The organism is Brevibacterium sp. CSND-B09 (assembly GCF_052906525.1).
On record NZ_JBREGI010000001.1, the window covers coordinates 856262 to 869126 of the forward strand.

The following is a 12865-nucleotide window of genomic DNA, read 5'->3' on the forward strand; positions in this document are numbered from 1 at the left end:
GACCAATGTCACACAGTCACCCGATCACCGATACCCCGACGACAGCAGCGACCACCGCCTCTCCCCTCCCCCGAGGGGTCTCCCGTACACGCCCTCGCGGGTTCTCCACCGAGGCCGCCTTCATCGGCAGGAGCCTGCGTCACGCTGTTCGCGACGTCGAATCGCTGCTGATGGCCGTCGCTCTGCCGGTGATGCTCATGCTCATGTTCACCTTCGTCTTCGGCGGCGCTCTCGATCCCGACGGCGGCTACGTCGACTACGTCGTCCCCGGAATCATCCTCACCTGCGCCGGATTCGGTGCCGCCTCGACCTCGCTGTCGGTGGCTTCGGACATGACCTCCGGGTTCGTCGACCGACTGCGGACGATGCCGGTGCGAGCGTCTGCCGTCATCACCGGGCACGTGGCGGCGAGCCTCGCAAGGAATCTGTTCGCCGCTTCCATCGTCCTCCTCGTCGCCGTCGCCATCGGATTCCGCCCCTCCGCCGGAGTGGCCGAATGGCTGGCGACCGTCGGACTCGTCGCCCTCTACATTCTGGCGATCACGTATCTCTTCGCCGCTATCGGCCTCGCCGCGAAGTCTCCCGAATCCGCCAATGGATACGGTTTCATCCTGCTCTTCCTCCCGTACGTCTCCAGCGCGTTCGTGCCGGTCGAGACCATGCCGAAGTGGCTGGAGGTGTTCGCCGACAATCAGCCGATCACCCCGATCATCGACGCTCTGCGCGCACTGCTCATCGGCACCGAGATGGGCGCTTCCGGCTATCTCGCTGTCGGCTGGTGTCTGCTCATCCTCGCTGTGGCGGCGGTGTGGGCCGCGGTGCTGTTCAGAGCGAAGGCCGGGCAGCGCTGACCGTCGCCGGAATCCGCAGTGGCCGCTGTCAGAAGTCGATGGCGATGGGAACCTTCTTGTCCCAATCACCGGCCCAGCCGAGATGGTCGAGGGCGAAGTCGAGGATGCCGGCAGTGAAGCCCCATACCTTGAGGACTCCGACGTCGAAGGCCGGGGTCGAGATCTTCAGATCGGGACGGGCGAAGGTTCCGCGGTTGGCGGGGGCGACGAGGTCGGCGATGGCCACCCGATAGACGGAGTAGGACTCCCGCTGATCCATCACCTGGACTTGGCCCGGCTGACGCCAATAGCCGATGACCGGAGTGACCTCGAACTTCGAGACGGGGATATAGAGCGGGTCCATCTCTCCGAGTACTTCGACGGTGTCCGGGGAGATTCCGGCTTCTTCCTCCGCTTCACGCAGCGCGGCGGCCGCCATGGAATCGTCTTCGGGGTCACGACCGCCTCCGGGGAAGGCGACCTGCCCGGGATGATGGCGCAGGGTCGCGGCACGCTGGAGAAGAACGATGTCGACATCGGCGACGCCGAGTTCGGCCAGGCGCGATGCTTCTGCTCCTCCTGCCTCGGTGCGAGGCTCTCCCCCGCGCCCGAAGAGCATGAGAACGGCGGCGTCACGGGCGGACTGCTCTGCGGCGTCCTTCTGTCGGCGCAGCCACAGCGGGGACCCGTGCGAGGCGGCGAGATCTTCGAGCTGCCCGCGCAAGGCCCCATCGGCGATCGTCGCCGATTCGGGTGGAAGGTCGGGGATTCGGGCGCTCATCGTCCCTCCTCGGGGACAGCCTCCTCGGCGGGAGTGGCCAAAGGCGCCATTTCGAACCGAAGCATGGCACGTGCCTTGTCCGGGTCGAGTTCCCCGATCCCGAACGATGGGCACAGCGCCGTCAGGGGGCAGGCTCCACAGGCGGGCTTGCGGGAATGGCAGATGCGGCGGCCGTGGAAGATCACCCGATGCGAAAGCATGGTGAGGTCCTTCTTCGGGAACAGGGCCGCGATCTCGTGCTCGGCCTTGACCGGATCGGTCTCCTCGGTCCAACCGAAGCGGCGGGCCAGCCGGCCCATATGTGTATCGACGGTCAGCCCAGGGGTGTCGAAAGCGTTTCCGAGGACGACGTTCGCGGTCTTTCGTCCGACTCCGGCGAGCTTGACGAGCTTGTCCAGCTTGTTCGGCACCACGCCGTCGTATTCATCGACAAGTTCGTTCGCGAGCTTGACGATGTTGCGGGCCTTGGCTCGGTAGAACCCTGTGGAGCGGATGTGCTCCTCGACCTCGATGAGATTGGCCACGGCCAGGGCGTGGGCGTCGGGGAAGGCGGCGAAGAGGCTCGGGGTGACCGAGTTGACGCGGATATCGGTGGTCTGGGCGGAGAGGACGGTAGCGATGAGCAGCTGGAACGGAGTCTCGAAGTCGAGCTCGCACTTCGCGTTCGGATACACCTCGGCGAGGATGCGATGGATCTTCCGCGCCCGGCGGGTCCGGCCCAGCGGGGTCTCCTTCGCGAACTTCCGCGCGCTCTTCTCTGCCACAGTCAACACGACTCACCATCCTAATCCGTGCCCTGTCATTCCGCAGTCATGCCGGTCACACCCGTGAATCATGTTCGCGCCCGGATCTGCGCACCTTGTTCTGGCCGGCTGCGGGAATGGTGTGGACGGGAGTCGTGTTGGGCGGTGCGGGAGAGGTTTTCATACTGATGGGCCACACTCCCGCGTCTTTGCTGGTATCGATGCAGATGACCAGGTAGATTTGTGTGTGATTATCACGACAAGGAGGAACCAGTGGATATTGAAGTGGTGCGGGGCGCGACGCTCTTCGCAGGTCTGGACGATGAAGCCACCAGTGCATTGATGAAGTTCATGAACCCGCGGAGTCTCCGTCGGGGAACCGTGCTCTTCCATGAGGGCGATGCCGGTGACGAGCTCTACATCGTCTCCTCGGGCAAGCTCAAGATCGGCCGTGAGTCCTCCGACGGCCGTGAGAACCTGCTGTCCGTGGTCGGCCCCGGCGAGATCATCGGTGAGCTCAGCCTCTTCGATCCGGGCCCGCGTTCGACCTCTGTCACTGCCGTCTCCCAGTCGGAGCTGCTCAGCCTCAAGCACGAAGACCTCACCACTTGGCTCAACGAGCGTCCGCAGGCCGCGATGAACCTGCTCAAGGCCCTCGCCCAGCGTCTGCGTCGCACCAATGAGACCGTCGGCGACCTTGTCTTCTCCGATGTGCCCGGCCGTGTCGCCAAGGCTCTGCTCGATCTCGCCGCTCGCTTCTCGAAGCCGGCTCCCGACGGTGTGCTCGTCGCTCACGACCTCACTCAGGAAGAGCTGGCTCAGCTCGTCGGTGCCTCGCGTGAGACCGTGAACAAGGCACTGGCCGACTTCGCCGCCCGCGGCTTCATCCGTCTCGAGGCCCGCTCCGTCGTCATCCTCGACATGGACCGCATGCGCAACCGCGCCCGCTGATCCTCCCAGCGACCTCCGGCCGCTGTGGCCGCGTGGACGCCGCGACAAATGGACGCCCCAGCCGATTCGGCTGGGGCGTTCGTTCTGGTCGGGACAGGTGTGCGTCGTGGCCGGCGCTCGCCGTCTCAGGGACTGTCGCGTGAGGTGTGGGAAGTTTCGTGATCACGTTCTGATCCAGTCATCGAGTTTGAACTCGATGACTGGATCAGAACCCGAGTCGTGAGTGGTGTGTCATCCAGCTGGACCGAAGATGTCGCGCACCAGGCGCCGCGGCAGGACTCAGGCGTCGGCGGCGGGCAAGGCGTCGAGGTAGGCCAGCTGAGCCTTGACGATCTGCTCGGCCGCCGACCGCACGCTGGAGTCGACGTCGTGGTAGACGATGTCGCAGACCTCCGAGGCGGTCTTCGCGCCCTGTTCCAATGCCGCTTTGACCTGCTCGATGCGTTCGAGTCGGTGGGAGCGGTAGTAGTCGATCACCTCGGCGGGGGCGTCGATGCGCTCACCGTGGGCCGGCTCGATGATGGCGAACTCCCCGTCGTCGAGCAGCTCCTTCAAACGGTCGAGGGAATTCAGATAGTCGCCCAGGGAGCCTTCCGGGTGAGTGACGATCGTCGTTCCCTCCCCCAGGATCGTATCGCCGCTGTAGAGGGCTCCGGAGTGGATGAGGCTGATGCTGTCGCTCGTGTGTCCGGGGGTGGCGACGACGCGCAGAACGTCGGCCGGAGTGTCACCGAAGGCGATCTCGTCGCCGTCGACCACGGAGTCCGTGTGCCGAGCGAAACGCTCGAGCACGGCATAGACGGGCACGTCGGGGGCCCACTGGTCGATGCTTCCGAGCATCTCAGAATGGTCGGCGTGCTGGTGGGTGAGAACGATTGCCGCCAGATCACGGTCGGCCACTTCCGCGAGGAAGGCTTCACGATGATCGGCCATCTCCGGTCCGGGATCGATGACAACTGCGGACGTGTCATCCTGGCTGGTGAGCACGTAGGTGTTCGTACCGGTCAGGGTCATCGGGCCGGGGTTGTTCGCACGGATTCTCATGAGTCGTCGTTCTCCTCGTCTGTCGTTTCGTCATCGTCACCGCTGAATGTCAGGAAGCCGGGGTTCTGGTCGGTGTCGGTCTCGCCGACGGCCACAGCCCGGTCGCGCAGGCTTCCCTTGCTGTGGGGGTCCTTGCCCGTGTGGATGACGACCTTCCAGTCGCCGTCGTCATCGACGATCTCCGGACGCAGCGGGTGGAGGTTGCGGATCTGCGCCATGGCCGCGCCCACGGTCGGGACCTCGGCGAGGCTTTCGACGATGATGCGGGCGGCCGCTCCGATGCGGTCGGGGTCTCCTCCCACCTCGGCGATGATCTGGTCGGGGCGTTTCCATCCGGCAGAGGTCTCGTTCGGTGACAGGAAGTCGACGTCCTGGCCGAAGGGCACGGTGGCGATGAAGTAGGTGGTGTCGAACCGGTGCAGCTGGGTGGGGGTGTTGATCCAACGCAGCCACGGTTTGCACAGATCGGGACGCAACCGCAGGTCTCGGTCGCGTAAGACCTGTGACCAGGACACTTCGTTCGAGAACAGCCTCGACCGGGTGGTGTTCCAGTCCGTCTGCGGTGTGGCCACGATCTCCCGGTCGACATCCTCGGCGAGCAGGATTCCGGTGGCAGCGAAGGTGATGCGGGCGGCCGCGGAGAAGTGGTGGAGGGCGCGGGATTTGTTTTCGATGCTCAGCGCACGGGCGCACCGAGCCGAATTCCATCCGGCCAAAGGCAGCTTCCGCACATCACCCGGGCGCAGGCTGCTGGTGGGAAATGCCCACCGGTTGCGGTCTTCGACGCCGCGGGCGTCGAGTTGCCGGGTGATGAAGAGTTCCAGCCCGTCCGCGGAATCCCGGATCAGCACGATCGCCGAGGTGGGGCGCGGGGCCTCCGGGACGGGCCACCGTCCGTCGGACTGCCAGTGGTCAAGCAGCCACCGCAGCTCCGACGAGACAGGAAGAGTGCGTCCGCTAAGCGGCATCGCCTGAGACCTCGACGATGACTTCGACCTCGACGGGGGTGCCCAGAGGCAGAGTGTTCACGCCGACCGCGCTGCGGGCGTGCTGCCCACGGTCTCCGAAGATCTCGCCATAGAGCTCGGACACGCCGTTGATGACGGCCGGCTGCTGGGTGAAGTCGTCGGCGGAGTTGACGAAGCCGGTGACCTTGACGACGCGCACGATCTTATCGAGATCGCCGATGACTCCGGCGATGGCGGCCAGAGCGTTGAGCCCGGCGGTGCGTGCAAGCTGGTAGCCGGTGTCGAGGTCGACGTCCGTGCCGAGGTGACCGGTCGCAGGCAGCTTGCCGTCGACGACGGGCAGCTGGCCCGAGGTATAGACGTAGTTCCCGGTGCGCAGGGCGGGGACGTAGGCGCCGGCTGGAGTGGCGATCTCGGGCAGTTCGAGGCCGAGTTCGTTCATGCGCTCAAGGGTCTTCGACATTGTTCTTCTTTCGGTGAGGGTGGGGTGTCAGCGGTCCGGCCGGTTCAGCTCATTCTTTGGGGCGTTTGAGGTAAGCCACGAGTCCGTTGTTGTCGGGACCCGGGACGACCTGCACGAGTTCGTATCCGTCCTCGCCCCATTGGTCGAGGATCTGCTTGGTCGCGTGGACGATGAGCGGCACGGTGACGTATTCCCACTTGGTCATGGTTCTCCTCAGTTGTTGGTGCGGCGCCGAGGCGGTCCGAGTGATCCGGTATGACCAGGCTTTCCTGGTGCGGTCGACGACGCAGGTCCGTTCCCCACACTAGCCCAGACTGGGCACGCTGGGCACCCGTGTTCCGTGGGCGGCGGTCACAGCTGTTTCGCTGCGGCGACACCCGTGAAAGTCAGACAGCGAAGGCGGGGAGGCCCTGGTCCTCCCCGCCTTCACCGGGACGTTCTCCGCCGGGTTCTATCGGCCGGTCACGACCGGCATCTCATCGGCTCAGTTGCCGCCGAGGCCGGGAGCCTCGCCGCCGCCGTCACCGCCGTCACTGCCGCCGTCACTGCCGCCGTTGTTGCCGCCGCCGTTTCCGCCGCCGCCTCCGTTGTTTCCGGAGTTGCCGCCTCCACCGCCGCCGTTGCCGCCGCCACCGGTGCCGCCACCGCCGTTGCCGTGGCTTCCGCCACCGCCACCAGTGCCGGTGCCGCCGCCTCCACCGCGGCCGCCGCTGGACGAACCGCCACCACCGCCGGAGCCGCCGCCGGAGAAGTACTTGCTGCTGGGCTTCGGGAACCCGGTATTGCCCTTGGTCTCCTTCACCGCCTGGCTCATGTATGCCTGCCAGGTCTTACCGGAGATGGTCGCACCGTAGATGTGGCCTCTGACGGCGCCGGCGCCGTTGGTGCGCCAGTCCCGAGTGCCCCCCGGATCGCCGGTCCAGACCGCAGTCGACAGCGTCTTGGTGAACCCGAGCAGCCAGGTGTGACCGACCTCGAAGTTCGTCGTACCGGTCTTAGCGCCTGCCGGAACTCCGATCTTCAGCGAGCTCGTCGTACCGCCGTTGAACGTCTGAGTCAGCGCGTAGGCGACGCCCTTGGCCACTTCCTTGTCGAGCACTCGCTTGCAGCCTTCGCCAGGCAGGTCGAGCTTCTCGCCCTTGCGGTCCTTGATCTCAATGATCGGCTTCGGTCCGCAGAATTCGCCTTCGTTCGCGAAGGTGGCGAACGCCGCGGCCATGGCGATCGGCGTGGTCTCCGTCGTACCGAGAATCGACGACGGTGACAGGGCTTGGATGAAGCCGGACTTGTCCTTGAAGTCGAGCGCCTCTCCGCTGCCATAGCGGATGCCGAGGTCCATAGCGGTGTCCATGACATCACACATGTTCAGCTGGTTGCCCATCGCCGCATAGCCCGTGTTGACGGACTTCTTCGTCGCCTCCAGCGCGGTCATCGAACCCTTGCCTTCACCGTCGCCGGCGTTGTTCGGGTCCCAGTCTCCGCCCATATTCGGACAGCCCTCGTACTTCCAGGAGCTGGCCGGGAAATTGCGCTTCGTCGCATTGACGGTGGTGTTGAGGCTCTTTCCTTCCTTCAGCCATGCCGTCAGGACGAAAGGCTTCCACGTCGAACCGACCTGGAAGCCGCCGCCTCCGTTGTGCTTCTTGTCGACGGTGTAGTTGATCGAGGTCTTCTTGTTCTTGTCCTTCTTCTTGACCTCTCCCGCGGTGTATTCGCGGTTCTCGGCCATGGCGATGACTTCACCGGTTCCAGGTTCGATCGTCACCAGGGCGTGACCGGCGCCGGAGGGGTCGCCGACGGGGACGCGCTTCTTGATCTCCTTGTCCGCGATCTTCTGGATATCGGGATTGAGGCTCGTCTTGATCTTCAGACCGCCACGTTGGAGGAAGGCCAGGCGTTCGTCAGCCGTGTCGCCGAAGGTGTCATCATTCATAATGACGTTCTGAACATAGTTGCAGAAGAATTCTGCCTTGCTCTTGGCTGCCGAACAGCCGTTCGGTGTCTCATGCAGGTCGAGGTCGAGGTCGGTCTTGACCGCCTTGTCGTATTCCTTCTGCGTGATGTGGTCGTACTTGAGCATCTGCCCGAGCACGGTGTTGCGACGCTTGAGCACCTGGTCGGGGAACCGCTGCGGGTTGAACGCCGAGGGGTTCTGCACGATTCCGGCGAGCATCGCCGACTGCTGGATGTTGAGATCCTTCGCGTGGATGCCCCAGTACCGGTAGGCGGCGGCTTCGACACCGTAGACGTTCGGGGAACCCGAATAGTTGTTGATGTTCATGTAGCGGTTGAGGATTTCCTTCTTGTCGTACTTCTTCTCAACCGCGACAGCGAGTTTGGCTTCGCGCAGCTTACGCGCATAGCCGGCGGTGCCTTCGGACTCCTTCGCCGCAGCCACACCTTCGGGGTCCTCCTCGGCATGCGCGTTCTCTGCCAGCACGTTCTTCACGTACTGCTGGGTCAGCGTCGATCCGCCCTGAGTCGTCGAGGACACCATATTGTGCACCGCTGCACGAGCAATGCCCTCGATGTCGACGCCGCCGTGTTCGAAGTACCGGTAGTCCTCGACGGCGATCGTCGCATTCTGCATATCCTTCGAGATCTTATCCAGCGGGACCTCCTGGCGGTTCTGCCAGTAGAACTCCGCAAGCTCGGACCCATCGGAGGCAAGCATCGTCGACTTCTCACCGAGGTCCTTGATCTCCAAGGTCGCGGGGAGTGAATCGAAGATCTCGACAGCGCTGTTCGCACTGGCTGTTGCGACACCGACTCCGGGAATGGCCAGACCGGCAGCGACGATTCCCGCCACTGCGCTGACGGCCACGAACTGCATGAACGCGCCCATTTTTGTGGGTGGGGCGTTTGACTCAGGAGACACCATGGTAGCCAGTTTAACGAATTTGCCTTGTGCAAATCTTCAGAAACCGCTGAACGGGTTAGGCCATTGCGACGAGTTCCAAGACGCTGACTTCAGGTCGGCAGGCGAAACGCACTGGTGAGTACGGTGAGAATCCGAGACCGGCGGAGATGGCGACGAGGCTCTTCCGGTACGGAAAGACTCCGCGTGCGCGTGTCCGATCGAGGTCGCAGTTCGTCACCGGCGCACCCCAGAAGGGCACGCGGATCTGTCCCCCGTGCGTGTGTCCGGCCATGATGAGGTCCGCCCCCGCCGAGGCGAACGCCTCCAAGGTCCGCGAATACGGGGCGTGTGTCACGCCCACCTTGAGCCCGGCCTCGGAATCGAACCGCGGATACTCAAGCACGCCCTTGCCGGGTGCTCCTCCACTCCAACGGATCCGGTCGCGGTCGATATGGGCGTCGCCGAGCCCGGTGAAGTGGATCCGGGTGCCCTTGATCGTCAGGGTCGCCTCGGTGTTGTCGAGGAAATGCCATCCCTGACCGCCGGCCGTCGAGTCCGACGGGGATGTCGGTTCTTCGAATCCGCGGACGAGGGCCCCTACGTCGAGATCGGGGTTCACTCGGTGTTTGACCTGGGACGGCGAGCGCAGATACTTCGCGGGATTCTTCGCCTGCGGCGAGAAGAAGTCGTTCGACCCCAGGACGAAGACACCGGGTGTGTCGAGCAGACCGGAGAAGACGTCGAGGACGTCGGGCACGATATCGGCCGAGAGGTTGTCACCGGTGTTGACGACGACGTCCGGTTCGAGCCGGGTGAGCGCTTTGACCCAGGAGGCACGGTGCTTCTGCCAGGGCGCCAGGTGCAGGTCGGCGACGTGGAGGATCCGGATGGATTCGGCTCCGGCAGGCAGGATCGGCAGGGTGTGGTGGCGGATGGCGAAGAGGTGCGGTTCGATGACCGCACCCCAGATTCCGGCGGCCGTGGGGGCGGCAAGAGCACCGGCGAGGAGAGCGCGCTTCTTCATTCCCCCAACTCTATCCGCTCCCAGAACTACCTGACGGCGGCCCAGCAACCTCGCGCGAGGTTGCTGGGCCGCCGTCAGGTAGCAACTAGGGGGTGGGGATGGGTGTGTTGTGTTCTCTTGCGGCGCGGTGGGCGCGGCGGCGGTGCAGGGATTTCATCCGGCGACCGCCGACGAGTCGGCAGACGACGTAGATGAGGAACGAGATCGTCGTGACGAACGGGCTGATCGGGACCACCGGTGAACCGAGCGCAATGAGGATGCCACCGACCGAGGCGGTCACGGCGAAGATCACGCTGAGCACCGGAACCCACACCGGCGAGGCCGAGAGCTGGGTTGCTGCGGCGGCCGGGGTGATGAGGAGAGCGAGGACGAGGAGGACACCGACGACCTGCACGCTCAGCGCCACCGCGAGTCCGAGGGTGAGCATGAAGACGATGGTGAGCACACTGACCGGCACACCTTTGGCCCGTGCCACCTCGGGGTCGAGGCTGGAGAACATGAGCGGACGCCAGACGATCGCCAACACCACGAGTACTGCCAGCGCACAGATGATGAGGGTGAGGATCTGGCCGGGTGTGATCGCGACGATCTGGCCGGTGAGCAGCCCGAACTTGCTCGCCGCTCGCCCGTCGTAGAGGGCGAGGAAGAGGATCGCCAGCCCCAGACCGAAGGGCATGAGGACGCCGATGATCGCGTTCTTCTCCGAATCCTTGGCCCCGCCGATGCCGATGATGAGAGCGGCGACGACGGACCCGACGATCGACCCGGTCACGACGTCGAAGCCGACGAGCAGGGCGAAGGCAGCACCGGCGAAGGAGAGCTCGGAGACCCCGTGGACTGCGAAGGGGATGTCCCGAGCCATGACGAAGACACTGATGAGGCCTCCGACAACGCCGAGCAGCGCCGCGGCGATGAGAGAATTGGCCAGCAGCGCCACGAGCTCGCCGTAATCCTCGAAGGTGAAGAGGTTGGCAAAGATCTCAGGAATGCTCATCGGTTCACCACCGTCCCGTCGAGGTCGAAGGAGTCATCGGGCAGGTTGTGGTGGTCGACGCATTCCTCTTCACCGCCGACGACGACGAGGCGGCCGCCGACGCGGACCACTTCGACCGGGGCCCCGTAGAGGCGGGACAGCGATTCGGTGGTCATCACCTCGGCGGGGGTGCCGATGAGGAAATGACCGCCGACGATGTAGAGGACCCGGTCGACATACGGCAGGATCGGGTTGATCTCGTGGGTGACGAAGACGACGGCGGCATCGCGTTTGACCCGCTGTTCGTGCAGCAGCGCGGCCACCACCTGCTGGTGGTGCAGGTCGAGGGACAGCAGCGGTTCGTCGCAGAGCAGCACCGTGGGATCGTTGGCCAGGGACTGTGCCACGCGCAGTCGCTGCAGCTCACCGCCGGAGACCGTGCCGGCGGGGGCGTCGGCATAGTCGGTGGCGCCGACGGAGGCCAAGAGGTCTTCGACCTTCTTCTTTCGTCCCCGGGACAGCAGGCCCATCCCCCACCGGTGACCATCGATGCCCATGCGCACCAGATCGCGGCCGCGCATCGGAGTGTGCGGATCGATTCCGCGCTGCTGCGGAATGTAGCCGATGGCGGGATTGCCCTTGTGCACTTCCCGACCGCCGACCTCAGCGGTGCCGGCCGACAGCGCATTCTGGCCCAGCAGCACCTTGAGCAGGGAGGTCTTGCCGGTGCCGTTGGGGCCGAGCACGGCGAGGAACTCCCCGGGCGCGACGTCGAGGTCGAGATCGTGCCAGAGCACACGCGGGCCGAACCGCAGTTCGGCATCGCGCAGTCGAATCACCGGCTCCCGTCGCGTTGCCGGTGCGGAAGCGTCGGATTCCTTGGCCATGTTCAGTGCTTGTGCCCTTCGAGTGCGGTTGAGATTTCGGTGATGTAGCCACCCATCCAGTCGGCGTAGTGCGTTCCCGAAGGCATGGTCTCGGCGAGGTCGACGACCGGGACGTCGGAGTCCTCAGCGGTGGACTTCAAGGCCTCTGCCTGCGGACCTGCCGCTTGAGTATTGTATCCAAGCAGCACGGCATCTCCATCGGAGATCTGCTTCTCCGCGGCCTTGAGCACCAGCGGCGGCACATCATTGCCCTCTTCGACCGCGGCGAGGAACTCCACCGAGGTGACGTTCTCGAGCCCCATATCGTCGAACAGCCACAGCGGAATCGGTTCGGTCGCAGCGACCTTCTCGCCGCCGTGTTCCTTCTTCACCGCATCGATATCGTCCTGCAGGGCGGTCAGCTGCGCCTTGTACTCTTTCGCGTTCTCCTCGAACTCGCCCTGATGTTCCGGCAGGGCCTTGCCGAGGTGGGTCGCCGCCTCGTCGACGAGCTTCGTCATCGTCGGGACCGAGTACCACAGGTGTTCGTTGAATGATCCGTGATCGTGGCCTTCGTGGCCCTCTTCATCGTGGCCTTCTTCGGCATGTTCATGATCATGTGCCTCCTCGTCTTCGTGAGCGTGCCCGCCGCCGTGGGCTTCCTCGTCGTCATGGCCCTCACCGTGTTCATGGTCGTGGGGCTCGTTGCCGAGGCCTTCCGAGCCGGGCAGGCCCGAGATCGAAACGGTATCGATGATGTCGACGTCAGTACCGGAGGCATCGAGCATTCCGGTCATGAATGCGTCGTAGCCGCCGCCGTTCTGTACCACGAGGTCGGCCTTCGACAGTTTGAGTCGATCCTGCGTGGTCGCCTCGTAGGAGTGAGGATCCTGGTTCGGATCATCGATGATCGGGCTCACCTCGGCGAAATCGCCGGCGACTTGGGAGACGATGTCGGCGTAGACGTTGGTCGAGGTCACCACGCGCAGTGCCCCGGTGTCGGCTTCGGAGGCCTGTCCCCCGCAGCCGCTGAGGACCAGCGTCGCCGAGGAGGCGATGGCAGCGGAAGTGAGAAGAATGCGCGAGGAGGTCATGAGGAGCCTTTCTAAGGCATCGAGGATGAAGCAACATCGTCGACGATACTCAGATCAGAGGCCCGCCACTAATATAAATATTTATATATAGCAACGCTTTTATATGTTCTGGCCACTTTCGACACTTGGCACCCATACCGTCACCCGAGGTCCGCTCGTTCAAGGCGGAGCGCACTTTTCGCTCCGTGTACCGCGTGCAATCTGCGGTTGCGCTTGAACAAGTTCGACCGGCGTGCGGGAACTCTGGATAAACGAGCGTGGCCTTGAA

At 64.4% G+C, this 12865-nt stretch carries 13 protein-coding genes; 2 read left to right on the top strand and 11 right to left on the bottom strand.

Going from position 1 to position 12865, the window contains the following annotated elements; translation table 11 throughout:
* Positions 1-5 precede the first annotated feature (5 nt).
* The gene (locus ACU4IU_RS04135) at positions 6-851 is read left to right on the top strand and encodes an ABC transporter permease (RefSeq protein ID WP_446655926.1); all 846 of its coding nucleotides are present in this window, start codon (positions 6-8) and stop codon (positions 849-851) included.
* Positions 852-879: 28 nt separating this feature from the next.
* Here the strand turns inward: ACU4IU_RS04135 and ACU4IU_RS04140 are convergent, their stop codons facing one another.
* Entirely contained in the window at positions 880-1611 is a 732-nt protein-coding gene (locus tag ACU4IU_RS04140; RefSeq protein ID WP_139468711.1) for an NUDIX hydrolase, read from the bottom strand.
* Positions 1608-2384: an endonuclease III gene (gene nth, locus ACU4IU_RS04145; RefSeq protein ID WP_139468712.1), complete on the bottom strand. Its 777-nt coding sequence runs from the start codon at positions 2382-2384 to the stop codon at positions 1608-1610. The genes ACU4IU_RS04140 and nth overlap by 4 nt, the downstream gene beginning before the upstream one ends.
* A gap of 243 nt (positions 2385-2627) precedes the next feature.
* On the opposite strand from nth, the gene ACU4IU_RS04150 reads away from it, so the two are divergent.
* Positions 2628-3305 carry a Crp/Fnr family transcriptional regulator gene (locus ACU4IU_RS04150; RefSeq protein WP_101545702.1) on the top strand — a complete coding sequence of 226 codons (678 nt, stop codon included), beginning with the start codon at positions 2628-2630 and terminating at the stop codon, positions 3303-3305.
* A 279-nt stretch (positions 3306-3584) separates the two neighbouring features.
* Here ACU4IU_RS04150 and ACU4IU_RS04155 read toward each other — a convergent pair whose 3' ends face one another.
* From ACU4IU_RS04155 to ACU4IU_RS04195, 9 genes are all read right to left on the bottom strand, one after another.
* Complete coding sequence (locus tag ACU4IU_RS04155) at positions 3585-4349, bottom strand: MBL fold metallo-hydrolase (RefSeq protein WP_446655927.1); 765 nt, start codon at positions 4347-4349, stop codon at positions 3585-3587.
* On the bottom strand, positions 4346-5317 hold the full coding sequence (locus ACU4IU_RS04160) for a hypothetical protein (protein ID WP_181270935.1): 972 nt from the start codon (positions 5315-5317) through the stop codon (positions 4346-4348). The genes ACU4IU_RS04155 and ACU4IU_RS04160 overlap by 4 nt, the downstream gene beginning before the upstream one ends.
* Positions 5307-5780, bottom strand: coding sequence for a RidA family protein (locus tag ACU4IU_RS04165; RefSeq protein ID WP_139907182.1), 474 nt, complete (start codon positions 5778-5780; stop codon positions 5307-5309). The genes ACU4IU_RS04160 and ACU4IU_RS04165 overlap by 11 nt, the downstream gene beginning before the upstream one ends.
* Before the next feature lie 49 nt (positions 5781-5829).
* The gene (locus ACU4IU_RS04170) at positions 5830-5985 is read right to left on the bottom strand and encodes a hypothetical protein (protein ID WP_009883339.1); all 156 of its coding nucleotides are present in this window, start codon (positions 5983-5985) and stop codon (positions 5830-5832) included.
* Between the two features lie 279 nt (positions 5986-6264).
* Positions 6265-8661, bottom strand: a complete 2397-nt coding sequence (locus ACU4IU_RS04175; protein WP_446655928.1) for a transglycosylase domain-containing protein — start codon at positions 8659-8661, stop codon at positions 6265-6267.
* Positions 8662-8716: 55 nt separating this feature from the next.
* Complete coding sequence (locus tag ACU4IU_RS04180) at positions 8717-9664, bottom strand: metallophosphoesterase (RefSeq protein WP_446655929.1); 948 nt, start codon at positions 9662-9664, stop codon at positions 8717-8719.
* Positions 9665-9749: 85 nt separating this feature from the next.
* Positions 9750-10658 carry a metal ABC transporter permease gene (locus ACU4IU_RS04185; protein ID WP_172173965.1) on the bottom strand — a complete coding sequence of 303 codons (909 nt, stop codon included), beginning with the start codon at positions 10656-10658 and terminating at the stop codon, positions 9750-9752.
* The gene (locus ACU4IU_RS04190; protein ID WP_446655930.1) at positions 10655-11524 is read right to left on the bottom strand and encodes a metal ABC transporter ATP-binding protein; all 870 of its coding nucleotides are present in this window, start codon (positions 11522-11524) and stop codon (positions 10655-10657) included. Before ACU4IU_RS04190 ends, ACU4IU_RS04185 begins: the two co-directional genes overlap by 4 nt.
* Positions 11525-11526: 2 nt before the next feature.
* Positions 11527-12597, bottom strand: coding sequence for a metal ABC transporter solute-binding protein, Zn/Mn family (locus ACU4IU_RS04195; protein WP_446655931.1), 1071 nt, complete (start codon positions 12595-12597; stop codon positions 11527-11529).
* Positions 12598-12865 lie beyond the last annotated feature (268 nt).

Bases quoted from the DNA above. Each gene is read 5' to 3' on its own strand.
- ACU4IU_RS04185 (WP_172173965.1), bottom strand. From the start codon at position 10,658: ATGAGCATTCCTGAGATCTTTGCCAACCTCTTCACCTTCGAGGATTAC.
- ACU4IU_RS04195 (WP_446655931.1), bottom strand. From the start codon at position 12,597: ATGACCTCCTCGCGCATTCTTCTCACTTCCGCTGCCATCGCCTCCTCG.
- ACU4IU_RS04170 (WP_009883339.1), bottom strand. From the start codon at position 5,985: ATGACCAAGTGGGAATACGTCACCGTGCCGCTCATCGTCCACGCGACC.
- ACU4IU_RS04160 (WP_181270935.1), bottom strand. From the start codon at position 5,317: ATGCCGCTTAGCGGACGCACTCTTCCTGTCTCGTCGGAGCTGCGGTGG.
- ACU4IU_RS04175 (WP_446655928.1), bottom strand. From the start codon at position 8,661: ATGGTGTCTCCTGAGTCAAACGCCCCACCCACAAAAATGGGCGCGTTC.
- ACU4IU_RS04155 (WP_446655927.1), bottom strand. From the start codon at position 4,349: ATGAGAATCCGTGCGAACAACCCCGGCCCGATGACCCTGACCGGTACG.
- ACU4IU_RS04190 (WP_446655930.1), bottom strand. From the start codon at position 11,524: ATGGCCAAGGAATCCGACGCTTCCGCACCGGCAACGCGACGGGAGCCG.
- ACU4IU_RS04165 (WP_139907182.1), bottom strand. From the start codon at position 5,780: ATGTCGAAGACCCTTGAGCGCATGAACGAACTCGGCCTCGAACTGCCC.
- ACU4IU_RS04135 (WP_446655926.1), top strand. From the start codon at position 6: ATGTCACACAGTCACCCGATCACCGATACCCCGACGACAGCAGCGACC.
- ACU4IU_RS04140 (WP_139468711.1), bottom strand. From the start codon at position 1,611: ATGAGCGCCCGAATCCCCGACCTTCCACCCGAATCGGCGACGATCGCC.
- ACU4IU_RS04180 (WP_446655929.1), bottom strand. From the start codon at position 9,664: ATGAAGAAGCGCGCTCTCCTCGCCGGTGCTCTTGCCGCCCCCACGGCC.